Raw genomic sequence first — 19,634 nt, forward strand, 5'->3', positions numbered from 1 at the left:
CCGGTCAGGCGCGGACGCCGCCGCCGAGCGGGGCGAACGCGGCGGCGGCGGCGTGCCGCTGGACCTGCCGCTCCTCCTCGGCGCCCCAGCCGGCCGACCCGCGCAACGCGGCGAACTCCCGCTCCAGGGTGGTGGCGGACGTGGTGCGCGCGTCGGTGCCGATGGTGACCGCCAGCCCGGAGGCGAGCAGCCGGGTCGCGGGGTGGCCGGCGAGGCTCGGCACCGCGCCAGTCTGCACGTTGCTGACCGGGCACATCTCCAGCGTGACGCGGTCGCGGCGCAGGCGCTCCAGCAGCGCCTCGTCCTCGGCGCTGCGCGCGCCGTGGCCGATCCGGCGGGCGCCGAGCACGTCGATCGCCTCCCACACGCTCGCGGCCCCCGCCGCCTCGCCCGCGTGGACGGTGCACGGCAGCCCGGCCCGGTGCGCGAGGTCGAAGGCGGGCCGGTGGGGCGCGCCGGGGTAGAGCCGTTCGTCGCCGGCGAGGTCGAGCCCGCTGACCACGTCGCGGCGGCGCACCGCGGTGTCGGCGACGGCCAGGCTCTCCTCGGGGCTCTGGTGGCGCAGGCAGCACAGCAGCAGCGCGGTGCGCACGCCCGTCGCGGCCTGCCCGTCCGCGAGGCCGGCGGCGACCGCCGAGACGGCCTCGTCCAGGGTCATGCCCTGCCGCCCGTGGAGCTGCGGCGCGAACCTGGCCTCGCCGTGGACGACGCCGTCGGCCTGCCAGTCCTCGACCAGCTCGCGGGCCGCCCGGCGCAGCGCCTCGGGCGTCTGCAACACCTGGAGCGGCAGGTCGACGTAGGTGAGGTAGCGCGACAGGCTGCCGCAGTCGGGCGGGGCGACGACCAGCTCGGCCACCGGGCGGTCGAGCGTGATGCCCTGCTCGCGGGCCAGGTCGGCGACGGTGCCGGGGCGGACGGAGCCGTCGAGGTGGCAGTGCAGGTCGTGGCGGCCGATGGTCATGGGGGTCCTTCCGGCGGCGGCGCGGCTGTGTCTAAACGATTAGACCATCGCCCGGAAGCCATGTCTAATCGATTAGATGCGAGACTATGCTCCACCATGAGCACTCCCGCAGGCAGGCCGGTCACCCTGGCCGACGTGGCCCGCCGGGCCGGCACCTCCACGGCCGTGGTCAGCTACGTCATGAACGACGGCCCCCGCCCGGTCGCCCCCGCGACCCGCGAACGGGTGCTGGCCGCGGCGGCCGAGCTCGGCTACCGGCCCAACCGCATCGCCCGCGCGCTGCGCTCACGGGTCACCGGCGTGGTCGGCCTGGTGCTGGCGGACGCGCTCAACCCGTACTTCGGCGCGCTGGCCCGGCACGTCGAGCGGGCGCTCGCCGGACACGGCCGGCTCATGCTGATCGGCAACGCCGACTACTCCGCGGAACGCCAGCGCCACCTCGTCGAGCGCTTCCTCGCCGCCCAGGTCGACGGCCTGGTGATCACCGCCGCCGACGCCGACGACGACGTGGCCGCCATGGCGCGGACAGCCGGGGTGCCCGCCGCGTACCTGCACAACGGCCCCGCCGCCGGACAGACCCCCGTGGTCGCCGCCGACAACGAGCACGCGGTCGAGGAGGCCGTCGCCCACCTGCGGGCGCACGGCCACCGCGACGTCGCGTTCCTGGCCGGCCCCCGGGACACCGGCCCCGTGGGCCGCAGGCGGCAGGTCTGGCGGGCCGCCACCGGCGACGGCGGGACCCTGCTACGCTCCGGCTACTCCCGCGCCGAGGCGGACGCCCTGATCCGCCGCCTGGCCGCCACCGGCGACGTGCCGCGGGCACTGGTCGCCGCCACGGACGAGCAGGCCATCGGCGTCCTGTCCGGGGCCTGCGCCGCCGGCCTGCCCGTCCCCGGCCGGGTCGCGGTCGTCAGCCTGGACGGCAGCCCCGACAGCGCCCACACCGCCCCGGCGCTGACCGTCACCGGGCAGCCGCTGGAGACGATGGCGCGCCAGGCCGTCGACCTGCTCTTCACCCCGTCCGCCTCGCCGGCCGCCCCGCGCGCGCCCCTGATCAGGAGACGGAGCTGCGGCTGCGAGGAGCCGCGCTGAGCCCGCCGGCGGTAGGGAGGGCCCCCGGCCGACAGGCGGGCAGGCATGACTGCGTGGCGGGTGATCATCCCGCGACAGTGGAGGCATGAGAAAGTCGCTCGCCATCGCGGTCGCCGCCACCCTGGTCCTCGCCCCCGTCGCCCCCGCCTTCGCCACCGCCGCCACCGCGACCGCCACGGCCACCGCCACCGCCACGGCCACGGCCGCCGCCACGGCGCCCTCGCCGCAGGCCGCCCTGGACGTGCTCACCGCCGAGGACGGCATGGCCGGCGCGTTGAGCCGGGCGCGGAGCCCGGGCGGCGCGAGCGTGACCTGGCGCTCCGGCACGGCGGAGCGGGGCACCGGCAGGCCGATGGTCGGCCCCGAGGGCCGGTTCAGGATCGCCAGCGTCACCAAGCCGATCATCGCCGCCACCGTGCTGCGGCTGGCCGGGCAGCACAAGATCGACCTGGCCGCCAAGGTGGAGCGCTACCTGCCCGGCGTGCTGCGCGGCACCGGCGACGGCGCCGGGATCGACGGCCGGAAGATCACTGTCCGGATGTTGCTGCAGCAGACCAGCGGCCTGCCCGAGTTCCTGGACGCGGTCGAATGGAAGGAGCCGTTCCCCGACTTCCTGCGGGTGGCGCTGGCGCGCAAGCCCACGCCGCGCGGCTCCTTCGCCTACGCCAACACCAACTACCTGGTCCTCGGCATGATCGTGACCGCGGTGACCGGGGAGGACTTCCGGCGGGCGAGCCGGGACCTCGTGCTGCGGCCGTACGGGATGCGGGACACGTACTGGCCGGCCAAGGGCGACGACGGCATCCGCGGCCCGCACGCCCACACCTACGGCGTGCACCCCGGCAGCCCGCAGGACGGCGAGGTGGACCTGACCGACCGGCTGCCCACCTACGCGTTCGGACCCAGCGGTGGCCTGGTGTCCACGCCCGACGACCTGAACCGGTTCTGGAGCAGGGCGCCGCTGAGCGAGCTGATGGCCCGGCCGGTGAAGGTGGAGGAGGAAGGCTGGCCGGCGGGCGCGCGCTACGGCTACGGCGTGGCCCGGATGCGGTCGGGCTGCGGCTACGCCTACTTCGCCGCCGGGGACATGCCGGGGGCCGCGGTGTTCAGCGGCCGGGACCGGGCCGGCCGCGCCGCCACGGTGTACGTCACCGGCGTGCCCGCCGACCGGCGGCACCTGATCGACGCCTTCACCGCCGCATTGTGCGCCCGCTGAGCCCGCTCGCGGTGGCGACGCCGTCCGTGCCGCTTGTTCCGGCGGCGGCGTCAGCCAGTGCCGGTCGGGCGGTGCCGGTCAGGCGGTGCCGTCAGGCGGCTGCCGCTTGTTCCGGCGGCGCGCCGCCGCTGCGGGTGGCGCGCAGGGCCGCCATGGTCTCGCCGCAGCGGCGGCGCGTGTCGCGCAGGCGCTCCAGGTTGTCGCGCAACGTGCCGAGCCGCGCGACGAGGTCTCCTGGCGGTCGGCGGCCTGCTCCATCAGGGCCCGCGTACGAGCGCGCGCCGGGTCGATCGCGGGCGGCAGGGCCGGGCGCGGCCGTGCCTCGAGCGGGCCGGCGGCGCACGGCGCGCAGCCGCCGCACGTGCCGGCGGGCCAGGACGGCCGGGCCCTGCCCTGGTACGCCTGCACGCCGGCGGCGGTCAGGGCCGCGGCCACGTGCGGATAGACGGCGATGGCGGACGGCAGCAGCCCGTGCTCGGCGCTCAGCGCGATCAGCCGGCGCAGCGCCGGGCTCGCCTCGGCGACGGCCAGCCAGCCGCCCTTGCCCCGCAGGGCCAGGTGCGTGGCGGCGAGCTGGTCGAGCCCGCGCAGGTCGCAGAACTCCAGGTCACCGGCGGCCACGACCACGTGCCTGACCGCCGACCGCGGCAGGGGGTCGAGGTGGGCGGCCAGCACGGGCTCGGTGGTCACGTCGAGCTCCCCGGACAGGGAGATCGTCAGGGTGACGTCATCGACGGGTACGAGCCGGATCGACAGGCGGGTCATGGTTTCACCCCTTCGCCCCATGTGCTGACCATGGCGACCATCCTTCCCCGGCATCCGTCCGGCAAGCGTCCGTACCGCTCCCCGGGGCGGGCGGCGCAGGCCGGAGCGGGGCCGCCGGTCAGCGGCGGTGGCCCGCCACCGGGTGCTCGCCCTCGGTCTGGAGCCGGTACTCCTCGCCGGACTTGCTGCGGTTCTCCTCGATCACCTGGTCCGACGGCGGCGCCTCGCCGCCCATGATCGTCTCCTGCATCCTCTCGAACCGCTCGTGGGCCTCCTGCACGTAGCCGGTGCCGAGAGTGGTGTAGTCGATCTGGGTGGCGATCAGCTCGCGCAGGTACGCCTTGTTCGGCTCGAACGTCACCGGCTGCGGCAGCTCGGGGGCGCACACCTGCTCCGGGTCGCGGCCGTCGTGCTTCTTGAACAGCTCGGCGGCCAGCCGCAGGTGCTCCAGCTCCATGTTGAGGTGGAGCTCCCAGATGTTCTTGACCTTGGGGTCGGACTCGGTCTCCATGAACGAGTGGTACAGGTAGCACTCGTTGTACTCGTGGTTGAGCAGCATCTCCCACCAGCTTTCGCCCGGGTCCACCAGGGACTCGTAGTGGGTGACGTGCTCCTCCTCGATCAGGCCGATCTCCTGGTAGAGGCGGCGGGCGATGGGCTCCATGTACGTCGGGCCGACGTTCATGTAGAAGTTCATCGTCTGCTGCTCGGCCGCCATGATGGTCAGGGCGTGCAGCTTGCTGATCGGCGCGGCCGAGCTCTTGTCGTACGGCTCGCGCACGTTGTCGACCGGGTCGCGGTGGTGGAGGGCGGTGGGCCGGCCGGGCATGACCTCGGTGAGCTGGTCGACGATCTTCTCGGCCTTGCGGTGCTCGATCATCTCGTACAGGTTGCTGTACCGGTAGAGGTGGTCGAAGTCCTCCAGCACGCCGAACTGGTAGGCCTGCTTGAGGTACGGGTCCGGCTCCATGCGCGCCACCCACGCCGTCAGGTCCACGGCGACCTGCTCGTAGGCGATCGTGGTCTCCAGCACGGACGCGAGGCCGGGCAGCAGCCAGTTGACCACCTTCTGCTGCTGGGCCTCGATGTAGCGGGTGCGGGCGAGCTGCTGCTTCAGCTCGATGTCCGGGCAGTGGCGGGCGAGCTGGTGGCTGAAGAGGATCGCCTCGACCTCGATGCCGTTCATGGCGATGATGCGGCAGCGCGTGTACGGGTCGACGTGGTCGGGGTCGATGGGGGTGACGTTCAGCTCGCGCCAGTTGCGCAGCTGCTTGTCCAGCGGGATGCCCCGTTGCTGGAGGGGGTTGAAGGTCATCTGCCTGGTGCTCCTTCGCACTGGTGATCGTGGGCGTCGTGCTGTCGCGCCTCGGACCAGGCGGCCTGTCCTGCCCGAGTCTCGGCGGACGTGGCAAGCGGCCTACCCCCGGACATACCGGGCAATCTGCGCACACTCTCCCCGGACTGCACGATGTTCTTGACAACCCGCCCTCCAGCAGGGACGACGGGAGCGGCCTTCGGCGGGAAGAATCACCGACCGGCGCGCGGGCGAGGGGGCGGTCAGGCCAGCAGCAGGAGGTTGACGGCGATGAGCACGTCGAGCACGCCGCACCACTCGGCGTACGAGCGGACGACGACCTTGCCGCGGCGCAGGTGCACGAAGTCCCACACGGCGTGCAGGGCCCACCCGGCCGCCACCAGGTAGCGGCCGGCCCCGGGCGCGAGGAGCAGGCCGCCCAGGGCGAGCGCGCCGAAGCCGAGCATGCCGAGCGCCTGGAGGCGGAACTCGCCGGACCTGGCCAGGTCGCCGGCGACCGCGCCCCACACCAGCACGACGGCCGCCACGCCGCCGAACACCACCGACGGCGGCGCGAGGTCGAGGCCGCGCAGCACGACGATGAGGACCGCGCACCCGACCAGGATCGGCCACGACAGCCGCGGCCGGTTCAGCTTGGCGACGAGCAGGTAGAGCAGCGGCAGCAGGATCAGGGCCTCGGCCAGGCCGTGGACCTCGCCCGCGAGGTCGCCGGTCCCGGCGATGCTCAGCGCGGCGGAGCCGAGGGCGACCAGCGTGGGCCAGCGGGCGGCGAGCGCCGCGAGAGGGTTCCTGCGGGACGGCGGGCGGGCTGCGGAGGCGGTCATGACGGTCTTCCTGTCTACTCCCGAGGGGTATCTACGCGCTCCAGCCTTCCGTGGCGGGACCGGGGGCCGTCAGTGCCGGAACCGCACGTCCGGCCATGGGCATGTCATGCGATCGCATGACACTTGTCATTCGTCCGATAATGCTCGGGTGTCCGAAGTGACGGCCGATCCCGCGCCGCGTCTCAGCGGCTTCCGCCGCTCCACGCTGTGGAGCGTCCTGGCCGTCACCGTCTTCTTCCTGGCCTTCAGCGCCAAGGACTGGATCGGGGACGCCGCCGTCGCGCCGGCCGTGCGGGCGGCCGGCGGGCTGTCGCTGGCGGTCACGGTGGCGGCCCTGACGGTGCTGCTCAACCTCCGGCTGCGCCCGCCCACGCCGACCGGTCGCGCGGTGGCGGGTCGCGCGGTGGCGGGTCGCGCGGTGGCGGGTCGCGCGGTGGCCGGCTGGCTGGCGGCCGGGAGCGTGGCCGCGCTCGCCTGCGCGGCGATCCTGCTCCTCGTGCCCGAGTACCGGCTGTGGGCGCTGGCCCCGGCCACGATGGTGTCGGTCGGGGCGACGTTCCTGCCCGCGCGCCGCCGGTGGATCGCCATCGCCGCGGCCGCCCTCGCGGCGGGGCTGGTGGGCGGGCTGGCGGACGGGTGGCGGCCGGTCTCGGCGGCGTTCCCGCCCGGGCTGGTGCTGTTCGTCGCCTGGACCACGCTCGGCCTGCTGTGGTCCTGGGACGTCGCCGCCCGCCTGAACGAGGCCCGCCGCCTGTCGGCGGAGCTCGCGGTACGCGACGAGCGGCTGCGCTTCGCCGCCGACCTGCACGACATCCAGGGCCACCACCTGCAGGTCATCGCGCTGAAGAGCGAGCTGGCCGCCCGCCTGGCCGAGACGAACCCGCGCCGGGCGGCGGCCGAGATGCGGCACGTGCAGGCCCTGGCCGCCGACGCGCTGCGCGACACCCGCGCCGTCGTCCAGGGCTACCGGCGCACCACGCTGGAGGCCGAGCTCGCCAACGCCGCCAAGGTGCTGGCGGCGGCCGGGATCGAGGCCGGCCTGACGACCGGCCCCGCCGCCGGCGCGCTGCCCGCCGCCGCCCGGCACCTCCTGGGGCTGGTGGTGCGGGAGGCCACCACGAACGTGTTGCGGCACAGCCGGGCGCGGCGCGCGGACGTCGCGTACGAGCTGGCCGGCGGGACGGCGCGGCTGCGGATGAGCAACGACGGCGCTCCGCCCGCGCCGGCCGACCCCGGCGGCACCGGGTTGCGGGGGCTGGCCGAGCGCCTGGCGGCCGCCGGCGGCGAGCTGAGCTGGGGACAGTCCGGCGACCGGTTCACGGTGGAGGCGCGCGTCCCCGCGCCGGACGAGGGGGAACGATGATCAGGTTGCTGCTCGCCGACGACGAGGACCTGCTCAGGAGCGCGTTGTCCGCGCTGCTGGAGCTGGAGGACGACCTCACCGTGGTCGCCGAGGCGGCCGACTCGGCGGAGGCGGTACGGCTGGCGCGGCGGCACGCTCCGGACATCGCCGTGCTCGACCTGGAGATGCCGCCCGCCGACGGGCTGCGGGCCGCCGAGGAGATCCGCGCCGCGACCGCCGCGAAGGTCGTGCTGGTGACGCGGCACGCCCGGCCCGGCGTCCTGCGGCGGGCGCTGGCGGCGGGGGTGAGCGGGTTCGTGCCGAAGACGACGCCCGCCGAGAAGCTCGCCGAGATCATCCGGGCGGTCGCGGCCGGCCGGCGCTACGTGGACCCCGACATCGCGGCCTCGGCCCTGACCGAGGACGACTGCCCGCTGACCGCCCGGGAGCTGGAGGTGCTGCGGGCCTCGCGCGGCGGCGCGTCCGTCCGGGAGATCGCCGCCGAGGTGCACCTGGCGCCGGGCACCGTCCGCAACTACCTGTCGGCGGCGATGGCCAAGCTGGGCGTCACCTCCCGGCACGCGGCCGCGCACCGGGCCTGGGAGGAGGGCTGGATCTGACCCCGCCGGGCCTCCCCCGGCGACCGGATGGGCGCCGGACGAGGGCCGGACGGCGGCCGGACGAGGGCCGGACGGCGGCCGGACGGGGAGCCGCACAGGGAGCCGGACGGAGGCCGCACGAGGGGCCGGACGAGGGGCCGGACGAGGGGCCGGACGAGGGGCGGACGGGGGGCGGACGGGGGGCGGACGAGGGGCCGGACGAGGGGCCGGTCAGGGGGCCGTCGTGGTGAGGCGGCGCAGGGCGGCGCGGGCGGGCGGGCCCCAGGTCGCCTTGCCGCCGGGGCGGCCGTGGACGCCGGCGTCACCGACGAGGAGGCAGCCGAGGGCCTGCCCCGCCGCCCAGCCGCGGGCGCGGCGCAGCGACGCGGCGTCCGGGGCCGGCCGGTAGGCGGCGTGGAAGCGGTCGAGGGCGCCGTCCGGCAGCAGGATCCAGGCGGCGGCGAGGTCCGCGGCCGGGTCGCCGGCGCAGAGGTCGCCGAAGTCGACCACGCCGCGGAGGGCGCCGTCCGCGGTCAGGACGTTGGCCGGGTGCAGGTCGCTGTGCAGCCACACCGCCGGTCCGTCCCAGCCGGGCGCGGCGGCGGCGTCCGCCCAGACCGCGCGGACGGCCTCCGGGTCGGGAACGAGCCCCCGCCCGGCGGCCTCGTCAAGCGATCGCGTGAACCCCTCCGCGCAGCCGGCCAGCGGCCCGCCCCGGCCGAAGCGGCCGGAAGGCGCCTCGGCCGGGGCGGGCCGGTGCAGCGCCGTCAGGAACGCGGCCAGCGCGTCGGCCGCCTGCTCGCCGCGCCTGGCGGGGGCCCGGTCGGCGGGCTCGCCCGGCACCCAGGTCGTGACGATCCACGGCCGCGGGTACAGCGCGGACGGCTCGCCGAGGCGCTGCGGGACGGGCACCGGCAGCGGCAGGCCCGGGGCGAGCACGGGCAGCCAGGCGTACTCCTTGCGCAGCAGCTCGTCCGCGGGGCCCGTCGCCCACGGCAGCCGGACGGCGAGGTCGTCGCCGAGCCGCCACACCTGGTTGTCCCAGCCGCGCGCGCCGAGCCGCACGGGGCGGCCGGCCAGGTCGGGGTGCTGCTCGCGCAGCAGCTCTCGCACGAGCTCGGCACTGATCTCGATCTCGGTGTGCGTCATGCGCACCCACGCTAGCCCGACGGCGGCCCGTCCCCCTCGCGAACGGGACGGACCGAGCCCTGCTCACCAGGTGACGGGAAGCGCGGTCAGCCCGCCGGTCAGCGTGTGCGCATTGAAGCTCAGCTCGCCGGGCGCGCACTCGAGCTTGAGGGTGGGGAAGCGGACGGCGAGCCGGGCGAAGACGACCTGCAGCTCGATCCGGGCCAGGGGCGCGCCGATGCAGTAGCGGGCGCCGTGGCCGAAGCTGAGGTGCGGCACGGCGGGGCGGCCGAGGTCGAAGCGGTCGGGGTCGGTGAATATGGCGGCGTCGTGGTTGGCCGCACCGGTGTCCAGCAGCACCAGGTCCCCAGCGCGGACGCGCACGCCGGCGATCTCGAGGTCCTCGCGGGCGTAGCGCGGGATGCCGCTTCCTCCCGTACCAGGGGCGCGCAGGATCTCCTCCACGGCCGCATCGACCAGGGACGGATCCGCCACCAGGGCCCGCCACTGCTCCGGGTGGGCCAGCAGCCACAACGCGCCCTCGTCGATCGCGGCGACCGTGGTCTCGTGCCCGGCGAACAGCAGGAACATGCCCATCGCGGCGGCCTCGTCGTCGCTGACTCCGTCGGTGGCGGCCAGCCGGGAGATCACGTCCGCGTCCGGGTCGCCCTCGGCTCTCTTGCGCGCGACGAGCCGCTGTCCGTAGCCGAACAGCTCGGTCAGTCCCTGCTCCGAGCGGGCGCGGTCGGTGATGTCCGCGGCGGCCTGGGTCCACGCCCGGAACCGGGCCCGGTCCTCGTACGGCACACCGAGCAGCTCGCAGATGACCGCGATGGGCAGCGGCAGCGCCAGGGCGGCGTGGAGGTCGGCGGGCGGGCCGGCGGCGGCCAGCTCGTCCAGCAGGCCGGCGGTGAGCGTCTCGACACGGGCGCGCAGCGCGCGCATCCGCCTCGGCGAGAAGTGCGGCTGCAGCAGCGAGCGCATCCGCCGGTGGTCGGCCTGCTCGGTGTCGAAGTCGCCCAACGGGCCGCCGAACATCGCCGACTCCCCCGTCCTGGCGGCCTTGCCGGGCTCGCGGTGGGCGCGGCCGAGCCGGTCGTCGTCGAGCAGCCGGCGCACCTCCTCGTACCCGGTGACCTGCCAGCCTGGGTCGCCGACCGCGGTCCGGACGGCGTGGATGGGACCACGGACCTGCAGCTCGCGCAGCAGGGGCGCGGGCCGCATCGGGTCCGGCTGCTCGTACGGCAGCTGAGCGGGGGTGGACACGGCGCCTCCACGAGGTAGACGTGCGTTTGTATACTCCGACGTCTAAAAAGCTATATGTATACTTTGACTTCTACAAGTGGAGGGTTGATGAGCGATCCCCATGCGGGCGGCGAGGCCGTCGCGGCGCCGGCGGTGCGGCGGCTGCGCCGCGCCGAGCGGCGCGAGCAGATCCTGGACGCCGCCACCCGCGCCTTCGCCCGCGCCGGCTACACCGCCACCGGCCTCGACGACATCGCCGCCGAGGCGGAGCTGACCCGGGCCCTGCTGTACCGGCACTTCGAGTCCAAGGCCGACCTCTACCGGGCCGTGCTCGATCGGGCCTGCGTGCGCCTGGCCGAGGCCACCGGCGCCGACGACTTCGGCGACGACGCCATCCCCGCCCTGCTGCGCGCCGCCGCCGCCGACCCCGACGGGTTCCGGCTGCTGTTCCGTCACGCCGCCCGCGAGCCCGACTTCCGCGACCTGATCGACTCCATCACCGCCGCCTCCCGCGAGGTCGGCCGGCGCAACCTGGCGCGCGTCATCCCGGAGGGGCCGTGGCTGGACTGGGCCGCCAGCGTGGTTCCCGGCTTCACCCTGGAGGCCGTCATCGCCTGGCTGGACGCCGGCCGGCCCGACCCCGACCGGGCGGCCGAGCGGATCGGCCAGGCCGTGCACGGCATCATGGCCGCCGCCTGCCCCACCACGTGAGGGGCGGCTTCAGGAGGGTCCGGTGGCCGCGGTGGCCCGCCGGAGCGCGAGCGCGGCCACGACGGTCACCGCCGTCGCCGCCGCGCCCACCCACGCCGCCGTCGTGTACGCGGCGGCGGCCGGGAACCGCCCGCCCGGCGGGGTGCCGGCGGCCAGCGTCAGGCCGCCGAGCGCGCTGCCGACCGAGTAGCCGACGCTGCGCACCACCTGGTTGAAGCTCATCGCGCTGGACGTCTCCGCCGCCGGGGTGACGGCCAGGATCGCCGCCGGCATGGCCGCCGAGAACGCGCCGACGCCCAGGCCGAGCAGGCCCATCACGGCGAACGCCGGCCACAGCCCGTCGCGGGCCAGCGCGAACCCCACCAGCGCCACCAGCACGGCCAGCCCGCCGGCCGCCAGCGCCGCCGCCGGGCCGAGCCGCCGCAGCAACGGCGGCGCCAGCCGCCCGCCGGCGAACCCCATGACCGAGAACGGCACCAGCACCAGGCCCGCCACGAACACCCCGACGCCGGACCCGTACCCGGCGGACGCCGGCGTCTGCACGTAACGGGTCACCAGCGTCAGCAGCAGGTACATGCCGACGCCGCCGAGCAGCATCACCGCGTTGGCCCCCGCCACCGCCGGCTCGCGCAGCAGCGCGAGGTCCACCAGCGGGGCCGCCGAGCGGCGCTCGCGCAGCACCCAGCCGGCCAGCAGCACCGCCGCGCCGGCCAGCAGCGCCGCGCCCAGCTCAGGGCGGCGGGTCCACAGGGCGGTCTGGCTGATCGCCAGGAGCAGCGCGGCCAGGCCCGCGCCCAGCAGCGCCGCGCCCGGCACGTCCACCGCGGACGGGCGGCCGGCCGGCGGCCGGGGCACCGACCGCCAGGCGGCGGCCAGCGCGACCGCGGTGATCAGCAGGCCCAGCCCGTACGCCGCGCGCAGCCCCGCCAGCTCCGTCAGCAGCCCCGCCAGCGGGTAACCGACGCCGATGCCGATGACGGAGGCCACCGACAGCAGCGCGATCACCGGGCCGGAGCGGGCCGGCGGCAGGTGGTCGCGGGCGACGCCCATCATCAGCGGCGGCAGCCCCAGCCCCGCGCCCTGCGCCACCCGTCCGGCCAGCAGCCAGCCGAACGGCAGCGGCGCCACGGTCAGCAGGCTGCCCGCCACCACGACCGCCAGCGTCGCCAGGACGGCCAGGCGGCGGCCCGGGCCCGCGCCGAGGCGGCCCAGCAGCGGGGTGGCGATCGCGCCGACCAGCAGCGGGGCGGTCAGCGTCCACTGGGCGGCGGCCAGCGACACGCCGAGGTCGCCCGCGACCGTGGTGATGAGCGGCGCCCCGAGGCTGCCGACGACGGCGACGACGAGCGCGATGAACACCAGCGCCGGCACCAGCGCCCGCCCACCGGTCGCCGCCGGCTCCTCGCCTCTTGCCACGAACTCCTCCTCCCTCGCCGCAGCCTCCCCGTTTCCCGCCGTGGAGGCCCCGTCGCCGGCGGCGGTCACCGGCCGGCCCGGCCGGGCCCGGGGAACGGCACGCCCCAGGGCTCGTCCTCCAGTTCGAGGCCGTTCGCCAGGTAGGCGATGGTCCGGTACCAGCCGGCCAGGACGAGCAGTTCGAGCAGTTGCGCGTCCTCGTAGTGAGCGTGCAGGGCGTCCCAGGCGGGCCGCGACAGCCGGGCGGTGTCGTGCAGCTCGTCCACGGCGGCGAGCAGGGCCGCGTGGCGGGGCGGCCAGGAGCCGTCGGTTCCCGGCCCGCCGCCGGTCCCCGGTCCGGTGGCGGTCGCGCGCAGCCGTTCGGGGGTGAGCCCGGCCTGCGGGGCGAGGGTCGCCGCGTGCACGCCCCACTCGTACCCGCAGCCGGCGCGCGCGGTGACGCGGGCGATGACGAGCTCCCGGTCGGCGGCGGGCAGCAGCCCGTGGCCCAGCAGCCCCGCCCCCAGGGGGAACATCCGCGAGGCCAGCTCGGGGTGGCGGTGCAGGACGCGGAACAGCAGGAGCGGCTGGTACGGCACGCCGGGCGGCATCCAGCGGCGCAGCGACCGCTCGACGTCGGCCGGATAGGGCGGTTCGAGCGGTGCGACGCGCGGCATCAGGACTCCCTCTCCTGCTTCGGCTTCCGAACCACTATGATGCTTCGAAAACAGAACCGCAAGAGGGGTGACGATGGCGGCAAGCACGCCCCGGCCGGGCCGGCCGGCCCGGGGCTCGGCGTCCGGGCGTCCGGTGATGGCGGCGCTCGACCTGCTCGGCCGGCGCTGGACGATGCGCATCCTGTGGGAGCTCAGCCGGGCCCCGGCGGGCTTCCGCGAGCTTCAGCGGCGGTGCGAGGGCATGTCGTCCAGCGTGCTCAGCGACCGGCTCGACGAGCTGGCCGCCGTCCGCCTGGTCGCCCAGGACGGCGGCGGCTACCGGCTCACCCCGCTCGGCGCGGACCTGGTCGAGGCGCTCGCCCCGCTCAGCGCGTGGAGCCGCCGCTGGGCCGAGGAGCTGGGCGACGCCGCCCAGGAGCCCCCGGGCTGACACCTCAGGCGCCGGTCAGCGCACCTGGACGAGCTTCGCGTGGTCGGCGTCCGGCAGCCAGTCGCGCCCGGGAGCGTACTCCAGCCACCGCCGCGCCCGGCCCACGTCCGCGAACCCGCGCAGCAGGAGGTCGAGCAGCGGGTGCCGGCGGGACTCGCGCCAGGCCAGCGACCACGCGTACAGCGGCGTGGGCCCGGTGAGCGGGATCGCGCGCAGGCCCGCGTGGTCGGGCAGCGGCGCGTCCGCGGGGAACAGGGTGAAGCACGACGGATCGGCCCGGACGTGCTCCACGAGGTGGTCGAGCCCGAGGTTGGGGCCGTCCTCGCGCCGCGTGAGGCCGAACTCGTCGGCGAAGCGCCGCAGGAAGTCCAGGCGGGTCAGCTCGGCCGGGCACCACAGGGTGCTGCCGCGCAGGTCGGCGGGGCGCAGTTCGGCCGCGCCGGCCAGCGGGTGCGAGGTGCTGACCAGGGCGTCGACGGGCTCCAGGCGCACCAGGCGGTGGGCGAGCCCGGCGTCGCGGCCGTCGCCGAGCGGGTGCACCCGGCCGAAGCCCAGGTCGGTCTCGCCGCGCAGCAGCAGCTCCGCCGCCGACGGCCAGTCGCGGGCCGGGCCGGGTTGCAGGCGCACCGCGCCGAACGCCGCCACCGCCTGCGCGACGGTGCGCATCGGCGCGTACAGATGGCCCCACACGTCGATCCGCACCACCGGACCGGGGCCGAGGACCGCCGCGACCGCGCGCTCCCCCGCCGCCAGGGCCTCGCGGGCGGCCGGGAGCAGACGCTCGCCCGCCTCGGTGAGCCGGGTGCCGCCCGCGCGCTCGAACAGGCGCACCGCGAGCAGCGACTCCAGGCGGGCGACGCGCTTGGACAGTGCCTGCTGGCTGGTGTGCAGCCGCTGGGCGGCCCGCCCGAAGTGCAGTTCCTCCGCGGTCGCGACGAACGCGCGAACCAGCGCCAGGTCCAGGTCCACGCCGCTGACCATATCCGACAACCCGGCGTTGTGAGCCGGACGGTCCCGTTGTTGGCCCGGCCGCCGGCCCGCCTGCTGGACTGGCCGCCGACACGCACTTGAGGAGGAAACCACCATGAAGGCTCTCATCCCGACCGGCGATCCCGCGGAACCGGTCGTGCTCGCCGACGTCCCGGAGCCGGTGCCCGGGCCGGACGAGGTGCTGGTGAAGGTGGAGGCGTTCTCCGTCAACCGGGGCGAGACGTTCAAGCTGGAGCGGCCCGCGCCCGGCGACCGGCCGGGCAAGGACGTCGCGGGCCTGGTGGTCCAGCCGGCCGCCGACGGCAGCGGGCCGGGCGGCATCGCCCGCGTCGTCGGCCATCCCATGGCGGGCGGCTGGGCCGAGTACGCGGCCGTCCCGACGCACGCGCTCGCCGTGCTGCCCGACGGCGTCACCACCCACCAGGCCGCGGCGCTGCCGCTCGCCGGGCTCACCGCGTTGCGGCTGCTCCGCGCGGCCGGACCGGTGCTGGGCCGGCGGGTGCTGCTGACCGGCGCGTCCGGCGGCGTGGGCCACTACGTGACCGAGCTGGCGGCCGCCGCCGGCGCCGAGGTCACCGCCGTCACCCGGGACGCGGGCCGCGGCGCCCGGCTCGCCGAGCTCGGCGCGGCGCGCGTCGTCCACGACCTGGCCGACGCGCGCGGCCCGTACGACCTGGTGCTGGAGTCGACCGGCGGCCCGGCCCTGCCCCTCGCGCTGGCCCGGACGGCCAGGCGGGGCACGCTGATCTGGTTCGGGCAGGCCGGCCGGCGGCCGTCGACGCTCGACTTCTTCGCCTTCTTCGACGGGCCGGAGTCGGCCGTCATCCGCCATTTCCACTACCTGGACGACGACACGCCGCTCGGCGACGACCTGGCGACGCTCGTCCGGCTGACCGCCGAGGGCCGCCTGCACCCGGAGATCGGCCGGCTCGCCGACTGGGCCGACACCGCGAGCGTGCTCACCGACCTGCGCGAGCGCCGCGTCCGCGGCAAGGCCGTCCTCACTGTGAACGGAGAATGACCATGAGCGAGGTCACCGACCCCAGAGCCGTCGTCGTCCGCTACGTCGAGGCCGTCCGCGACGGCGACGCCGCCGTCATCCGCGACAGCTTCGCCCAGGACGCGACCTGGCACTACCCCGGCGACCTGCCGATCTCGAAGGTGTGGCGGGGCCGCGACGCGATCGTCGACGACTTCCTCGGCGGCCTGGGGCCGATCCTCGTCCCCGGCACGATGGAGGTGCGGCTCGTCAGCACGATCGCCGAGGGCGACCGCGTGGTCGCCGAGTGGACCTCGACGGCGCGCACGGTGTACGGGGGCGTCTACGACAACCGCTGCGCCGGCGTCTGCACGGTCCGGGACGGCCGGATCACCTCGGTCGTCGAGTACACCGACACCCGGCACGTGGCCGCGGCTCTCTTCCCCGGCGCGTGACCACGCTCAGGATCTTTGGGCGTGCGCGGCCAGGAACGGCAGGACGGCCGGCAGCACGTCCGCCGATCGGGCCCAGCAGCCCTGGCGGTCGGCGGCGGCGCTCTGCCGCATGATCTGGTACGCGTCGGCGCCGTCGGGCAGGCCGAGCAGGCGCAGCGTGGGCCCGACCGCCGAGCGGAGGCCGGGAGCATGCCCGGGTGGAGCACCACGGCAGGGCCTTCCAGAGCAGATCACGCCCGACGCCCCGTCCGACGACTGCCCCCTGCCCGAGGTCCCCTTGGAGGCGCTCACGGCCTGGGCCCGGCTCGCCGCCCCGCCATCACCGCGGCCCGGCGGGCCTACGACCGCTCAGCAGGCCCGGCCCGGTGAGACGCCGGGTCCTGGCGCGGGTGAGCAGGGCGGTGGTGAGCGCGGTGGCGAGGGCGACGGCGGCGATGCCCGCGCCGAAGACGCGGAAGGTGGCCACCGGCCCGAGGGTCCGCACCACGAACCCGGCGGCGATCGCGGGCAGGGAGATCGCGGCGTACGCGACGACGTAGAACGCGGACATGACCCGGGCGCGGTGGTCGGGTGGGGCCGCCGCGCCCAGCAGCCCCAGCGAGCCGCCGAGCCCGAGCCCGCCGCCGAGGCCCATGACCACGCTCGACGCGACGAACCCGGCCGCGCTGCCCGCCGAGACCGACAGGGACATGAGGGCGACCCCGGCGGCGAGGACGAGCATGCCGGACCAGAGCTGCGTGACCGCCGGCAGCCCTCCGGAGGCCGGCCCGGGCAGGCGGCGGGCGAGCACGGGGGCCAGCGCGGCGGCCGTGCCCATGACGAAGACGGCCAGCCCGCCCGGCAGGTTCCCGGCCGACCCCGTCAGGGCGGGCGCCAGCGCGGGCACCAGCGCCAGGTACAGCCCGACGATCGACCAGGACGACGTCACCCCGAGCCCCGACAGCGCGAACGTCGCGGCGATCTCCCTCGGCACCCCGGGCGCCGCCATCCGGAACCCGGAGCGCGTCCCGGCCGTCTCCGGCCGCCGCCACACCCCCGCCAGCAGCAGGAGGCCGACCGCCGCGAGGACGGCGAACGGCGTGAGCAGCGGGGCGGGCGCGTACTCGACGAGGACCGCGCCGAGCAGCGCGCCGGTCCCCATCCCGAGCCCGCTGGCCAGCGTGTTGATCAGCCCGGCGGCGGCCGGCCGCAGGTCGAGCAGGGCCGCGCCGGCGGCGCTGATCGCGACGCCGGTGGCCACGCCCTGCAGGCCGCGCGCGGCGAACAGCCAGCCCACCCCGGACGCCGCCGCGAACAGCCCCAGCGAGACGAGCAGCCCGGCCAGCCCGGCCAGGACGGCCGGCCGCCGCCCCCACGAGTCGGAGACCCGCCCGAACAGCAGCAGCGCCGCGAGCACCCCGAGGCAGTACGTGGCGTAGACCAGCGTCATCGTGGACGTGGGGATCGCCCAGGCGGCGGCGTAGAGCTTGTAGAGCGGGGACGGCGTGGCCGACGCGGCCAGGCAGAGGCCGATGACCCCGGCCTTGATGGTGATGTCGTTCACGCATCTCACCCTGGCGAAGGCCGATCCGGTTCACGAGTGGCAGGACTGCCTACCTCCGTCAAAATCCTGCCGCTAGGCTGGAGCGTGTGAAGACGCCTGGAGTGGTCGCGGTGGCCGTGCTCGACGGCATGCCGATCTTCGAGCTGTCCATCGTCTGCGAGACGTTCGGGCTGGCCCGGACCGACCTCGCCGACCCCTGGTACGAGCTGCGCCTGGCGGCCGCAGGACCGGTCCGCACCCGTCACGGGTTCACGCTGACGCCGCCGTACGGGCTGGACGCGCTGGCGAGCGCGGACACGGTGGTCGTGCCCGCGCTGCCCGCCGACCACGTGGACGGCGACGCCCGGCCCCACCCTGACCTGCTGGACGCGCTCAGGGCCGCGCACGCGCGCGGCGCGCGCCTGGTCTCGCTGTGCACGGGGGCGTTCGCGCTGGCCGCGGCGGGCCTGCTCGACGGCCGGCCCGCCACCACCCACTGGATGCGCACCGGCCTGCTGCGCGCCCGCCACCCCCGGGTCCTGGTGGACCCGTCCGTCCTGTACGTGGACGACGGCGACATCCTGACCAGCGCGGGCCGCAGCGCCGGGCTCGACCTGTGCCTGCACGTCATCCGCCAGGACCTCGGCGCGGACGTCGCCAACCAGGTGGCCCGCCGCCTCGTCGTCCAGGCGCACCGGCCGGGCGGCCAGGCCCAGTACATCGACGCCCCGATGCCCCGCACCGACGGCGACGGCCTCGCCCCGCTGCTGCAGTGGGCGGCCGAGCGCCTGCGCGACCCGCTCACCGTCGCCGACCTGGCCAGGCAGGCCGGGCTGAGCCCCCGCACCCTGGCCCGGCGCTTCCACGACGCCACCGGCACCACTCCCCTGCGCTGGCTGCACGCCCAGCGGCTGTCGCGGGCCCGGCAGCTCCTGGAGTCCACCGACCTGCCGGTGGACCGGGTGGGCGAGGAGTGCGGGCTGGGCTCGGCGGGCAACCTGCGCCACCACTTCACCCGCACGGTCGGCGTGACGCCAACCGAGTACCGCCGGGCCTTCCACGAGACCCGTCCCTGACCCCGGTCACAGCGGTCCCACTAGCCCCAACGTCCTCCCTGATAAGGGCGAAAGTCCCTGGCAGCGGGGTCCGTGCTGGTCAGAGGGTGGAGGCATCAGCAACGGATGCGAAGAAGGTGCTCACGCATGAGGCACATGCCCACCGCTCTCGATCCCGCCGACGTGCAGGTCAAGATCCGTGGCGGGATCCGCCCCGCCGACGTCCGGCGGGCCAGGGTGACCATGGCCGAACTGGCCGGGCTGGCGCACGAACCGGTGATCGCCGCGAAGGTCACGCTCGCCACCGCGCCCGGCCTCGCGGCCCGGCGCCGGACGGCCGAGGCGGTGCTGGACGTCCAGGGACGGCTCGTCAGGGCGCAGGCCAGTGCCGCCTCCACCCGGGCGGCCATCCACGTGCTCCGCGACCGGCTGCGGAGCCGGCTGCTGGAGAGCGCCCGCGACTGGGAGAACCGGCGCAGGCGCCACCACCGCCGGCCCGGGCCCCGCCACGCCGGCGAGCAGCCCCGGATCGTGCGGCGGCTCGCGGCGGACCGCACCGTCCCCGACGAGGCGGTCGTCGACATGGAGCAGCGCGGCCTCGACTTCCTGCTGTTCACCGAGGACGTGACGGGCCGGGACAGCATCGTGTACCGCGCAGGCGGCGGCTACCGGCTCGCCCAGCTCGTCCCCGGGCCCGGCCTGCCGACGCCGATCTGCGCGGCGATCTCGGTCAGCGCGTCGCCCGCGTGCCGGCTCACCGTGTCCGAGGCCGTCGAACGGCTGGAGCTGACCGGCCTGCCGTTCGTGTTCTTCGCCGACGCGGCGACGGGGGCCGGCTGCGTCGTCCACCGGCGGGCCGACGGCGACCACGGCCTGGTCAGCACCGTTCCCGGAGCCTGACGGCGCGCGGGCCGCGGGCGGGGCCGGGACGCA

General features: G+C 76.2%; 21 protein-coding genes. 10 read left to right on the forward strand and 11 right to left on the reverse strand.

Features of this window, described 5'->3' with window-relative positions; translation table 11 throughout:
- Positions 1–4: 4 nt before the first annotated feature.
- Positions 5–961: an adenosine deaminase gene (add, locus tag MF672_RS25040; protein ID WP_242382329.1), complete on the reverse strand. Its 957-nt coding sequence runs from the start codon at positions 959–961 to the stop codon at positions 5–7.
- Positions 962–1,057: 96 nt separating this feature from the next.
- Between add and MF672_RS25045 the strand changes: the two genes are divergently transcribed.
- Both MF672_RS25045 and MF672_RS25050 read left to right on the forward strand, forming a co-directional pair.
- Complete coding sequence (locus tag MF672_RS25045) at positions 1,058–2,053, forward strand: LacI family DNA-binding transcriptional regulator (RefSeq protein ID WP_242382330.1); 996 nt, start codon at positions 1,058–1,060, stop codon at positions 2,051–2,053.
- Positions 2,054–2,138: 85 nt separating this feature from the next.
- Positions 2,139–3,269 (forward strand): serine hydrolase domain-containing protein, encoded by a 1,131-nt coding sequence (locus MF672_RS25050; protein WP_242382331.1) that lies wholly within the window; start codon positions 2,139–2,141, stop codon positions 3,267–3,269.
- Between the two features lie 78 nt (positions 3,270–3,347).
- On the opposite strand, the gene MF672_RS25055 is transcribed toward MF672_RS25050, so the two are convergent.
- The 3 genes from MF672_RS25055 to MF672_RS25065 all read right to left on the reverse strand — a co-directional run bounded on the left by MF672_RS25055 (position 3,348) and on the right by MF672_RS25065 (position 6,173).
- Complete coding sequence (locus MF672_RS25055; protein ID WP_247815424.1) at positions 3,348–4,034, reverse strand: STAS domain-containing protein; 687 nt, start codon at positions 4,032–4,034, stop codon at positions 3,348–3,350.
- Between the two features lie 118 nt (positions 4,035–4,152).
- Complete coding sequence (locus MF672_RS25060; RefSeq protein WP_242383572.1) at positions 4,153–5,349, reverse strand: hypothetical protein; 1,197 nt, start codon at positions 5,347–5,349, stop codon at positions 4,153–4,155.
- Positions 5,350–5,591: 242 nt separating this feature from the next.
- Positions 5,592–6,173 (reverse strand): hypothetical protein, encoded by a 582-nt coding sequence (locus tag MF672_RS25065; protein WP_242383571.1) that lies wholly within the window; start codon positions 6,171–6,173, stop codon positions 5,592–5,594.
- Positions 6,174–6,321: 148 nt separating this feature from the next.
- Between MF672_RS25065 and MF672_RS25070 the strand changes: the two genes are divergently transcribed.
- Together MF672_RS25070 and MF672_RS25075 are read left to right on the forward strand one after the other, a co-directional pair.
- Positions 6,322–7,536 carry a sensor histidine kinase gene (locus tag MF672_RS25070; RefSeq protein WP_247815425.1) on the forward strand — a complete coding sequence of 405 codons (1,215 nt, stop codon included), beginning with the start codon at positions 6,322–6,324 and terminating at the stop codon, positions 7,534–7,536.
- The gene (locus tag MF672_RS25075) at positions 7,533–8,135 is read left to right on the forward strand and encodes a response regulator transcription factor (RefSeq protein WP_242383569.1); all 603 of its coding nucleotides are present in this window, start codon (positions 7,533–7,535) and stop codon (positions 8,133–8,135) included. Before MF672_RS25070 ends, MF672_RS25075 begins: the two co-directional genes overlap by 4 nt.
- A gap of 210 nt (positions 8,136–8,345) precedes the next feature.
- Here MF672_RS25075 and MF672_RS25080 read toward each other — a convergent pair whose 3' ends face one another.
- Entirely contained in the window at positions 8,346–9,263 is a 918-nt protein-coding gene (locus tag MF672_RS25080) for an aminoglycoside phosphotransferase family protein (RefSeq protein WP_242383568.1), read from the reverse strand.
- A gap of 63 nt (positions 9,264–9,326) precedes the next feature.
- Positions 9,327–10,508 carry a cytochrome P450 gene (locus MF672_RS25085; protein WP_242383567.1) on the reverse strand — a complete coding sequence of 394 codons (1,182 nt, stop codon included), beginning with the start codon at positions 10,506–10,508 and terminating at the stop codon, positions 9,327–9,329.
- Between the two features lie 87 nt (positions 10,509–10,595).
- Here MF672_RS25085 and MF672_RS25090 point away from each other — a divergent pair, with 87 nt between their 5' ends.
- Positions 10,596–11,198: a TetR/AcrR family transcriptional regulator gene (locus tag MF672_RS25090; protein WP_242383566.1), complete on the forward strand. Its 603-nt coding sequence runs from the start codon at positions 10,596–10,598 to the stop codon at positions 11,196–11,198.
- Positions 11,199–11,207: 9 nt separating this feature from the next.
- Here the strand turns inward: MF672_RS25090 and MF672_RS25095 are convergent, their stop codons facing one another.
- Positions 11,208–12,614, reverse strand: a complete 1,407-nt coding sequence (locus MF672_RS25095) for an MFS transporter (protein ID WP_247815426.1) — start codon at positions 12,612–12,614, stop codon at positions 11,208–11,210.
- Between the two features lie 65 nt (positions 12,615–12,679).
- Positions 12,680–13,270 (reverse strand): carboxymuconolactone decarboxylase family protein, encoded by a 591-nt coding sequence (locus tag MF672_RS25100; protein ID WP_242383313.1) that lies wholly within the window; start codon positions 13,268–13,270, stop codon positions 12,680–12,682.
- Between the two features lie 73 nt (positions 13,271–13,343).
- Here MF672_RS25100 and MF672_RS25105 point away from each other — a divergent pair, with 73 nt between their 5' ends.
- A complete protein-coding gene (locus tag MF672_RS25105; RefSeq protein ID WP_242383312.1) occupies positions 13,344–13,700 on the forward strand; it encodes a winged helix-turn-helix transcriptional regulator in 357 nt (118 codons plus the stop codon).
- Between the two features lie 15 nt (positions 13,701–13,715).
- Here MF672_RS25105 and MF672_RS25110 read toward each other — a convergent pair whose 3' ends face one another.
- Entirely contained in the window at positions 13,716–14,669 is a 954-nt protein-coding gene (locus tag MF672_RS25110; RefSeq protein ID WP_242383311.1) for a LysR family transcriptional regulator, read from the reverse strand.
- A 115-nt stretch (positions 14,670–14,784) separates the two neighbouring features.
- Here MF672_RS25110 and MF672_RS25115 point away from each other — a divergent pair, with 115 nt between their 5' ends.
- Together MF672_RS25115 and MF672_RS25120 are read left to right on the forward strand one after the other, a co-directional pair.
- Positions 14,785–15,711, forward strand: a complete 927-nt coding sequence (locus MF672_RS25115; RefSeq protein WP_242383310.1) for a zinc-binding dehydrogenase — start codon at positions 14,785–14,787, stop codon at positions 15,709–15,711.
- 2 nt (positions 15,712–15,713) lie between these two features.
- Positions 15,714–16,124: a nuclear transport factor 2 family protein gene (locus MF672_RS25120; protein ID WP_242383309.1), complete on the forward strand. Its 411-nt coding sequence runs from the start codon at positions 15,714–15,716 to the stop codon at positions 16,122–16,124.
- A gap of 6 nt (positions 16,125–16,130) precedes the next feature.
- On the opposite strand, the gene MF672_RS25125 is transcribed toward MF672_RS25120, so the two are convergent.
- Entirely contained in the window at positions 16,131–16,415 is a 285-nt protein-coding gene (locus tag MF672_RS25125; RefSeq protein ID WP_242383308.1) for a hypothetical protein, read from the reverse strand.
- Between the two features lie 28 nt (positions 16,416–16,443).
- On the reverse strand, positions 16,444–17,667 hold the full coding sequence (locus tag MF672_RS25130) for an MFS transporter (protein WP_242383307.1): 1,224 nt from the start codon (positions 17,665–17,667) through the stop codon (positions 16,444–16,446).
- A 128-nt stretch (positions 17,668–17,795) separates the two neighbouring features.
- Here MF672_RS25130 and MF672_RS25135 point away from each other — a divergent pair, with 128 nt between their 5' ends.
- Positions 17,796–18,722 (forward strand): helix-turn-helix domain-containing protein, encoded by a 927-nt coding sequence (locus tag MF672_RS25135; RefSeq protein WP_328517128.1) that lies wholly within the window; start codon positions 17,796–17,798, stop codon positions 18,720–18,722.
- A gap of 126 nt (positions 18,723–18,848) precedes the next feature.
- Entirely contained in the window at positions 18,849–19,601 is a 753-nt protein-coding gene (locus tag MF672_RS25140; RefSeq protein ID WP_242383305.1) for a sigma 54 modulation/S30EA ribosomal C-terminal domain-containing protein, read from the forward strand.
- Positions 19,602–19,634: the final 33 nt, after the last annotated feature.

It is taken from the genome of Actinomadura luzonensis (genome assembly GCF_022664455.2).
Classification (GTDB): Bacteria; Actinomycetota; Actinomycetes; order Streptosporangiales; family Streptosporangiaceae; genus Nonomuraea; species Nonomuraea luzonensis.

Bases quoted from the DNA above. Each gene is read 5' to 3' on its own strand.
- MF672_RS25055 (WP_247815424.1), bottom strand. From the start codon at position 4,034: ATGACCCGCCTGTCGATCCGGCTCGTACCCGTCGATGACGTCACCCTG.
- MF672_RS25120 (WP_242383309.1), top strand. From the start codon at position 15,714: ATGAGCGAGGTCACCGACCCCAGAGCCGTCGTCGTCCGCTACGTCGAG.
- MF672_RS25135 (WP_328517128.1), top strand. From the start codon at position 17,796: ATGCCGATCTTCGAGCTGTCCATCGTCTGCGAGACGTTCGGGCTGGCC.
- add (WP_242382329.1), bottom strand. From the start codon at position 961: ATGACCATCGGCCGCCACGACCTGCACTGCCACCTCGACGGCTCCGTC.
- MF672_RS25050 (WP_242382331.1), top strand. From the start codon at position 2,139: ATGAGAAAGTCGCTCGCCATCGCGGTCGCCGCCACCCTGGTCCTCGCC.
- MF672_RS25065 (WP_242383571.1), bottom strand. From the start codon at position 6,173: ATGACCGCCTCCGCAGCCCGCCCGCCGTCCCGCAGGAACCCTCTCGCG.
- MF672_RS25045 (WP_242382330.1), top strand. From the start codon at position 1,058: ATGAGCACTCCCGCAGGCAGGCCGGTCACCCTGGCCGACGTGGCCCGC.
- MF672_RS25100 (WP_242383313.1), bottom strand. From the start codon at position 13,270: ATGCCGCGCGTCGCACCGCTCGAACCGCCCTATCCGGCCGACGTCGAG.
- MF672_RS25075 (WP_242383569.1), top strand. From the start codon at position 7,533: ATGATCAGGTTGCTGCTCGCCGACGACGAGGACCTGCTCAGGAGCGCG.
- MF672_RS25060 (WP_242383572.1), bottom strand. From the start codon at position 5,349: ATGACCTTCAACCCCCTCCAGCAACGGGGCATCCCGCTGGACAAGCAG.
- MF672_RS25115 (WP_242383310.1), top strand. From the start codon at position 14,785: ATGAAGGCTCTCATCCCGACCGGCGATCCCGCGGAACCGGTCGTGCTC.
- MF672_RS25090 (WP_242383566.1), top strand. From the start codon at position 10,596: ATGAGCGATCCCCATGCGGGCGGCGAGGCCGTCGCGGCGCCGGCGGTG.
- MF672_RS25080 (WP_242383568.1), bottom strand. From the start codon at position 9,263: ATGACGCACACCGAGATCGAGATCAGTGCCGAGCTCGTGCGAGAGCTG.
- MF672_RS25140 (WP_242383305.1), top strand. From the start codon at position 18,849: ATGAGGCACATGCCCACCGCTCTCGATCCCGCCGACGTGCAGGTCAAG.
- MF672_RS25105 (WP_242383312.1), top strand. From the start codon at position 13,344: ATGGCGGCAAGCACGCCCCGGCCGGGCCGGCCGGCCCGGGGCTCGGCG.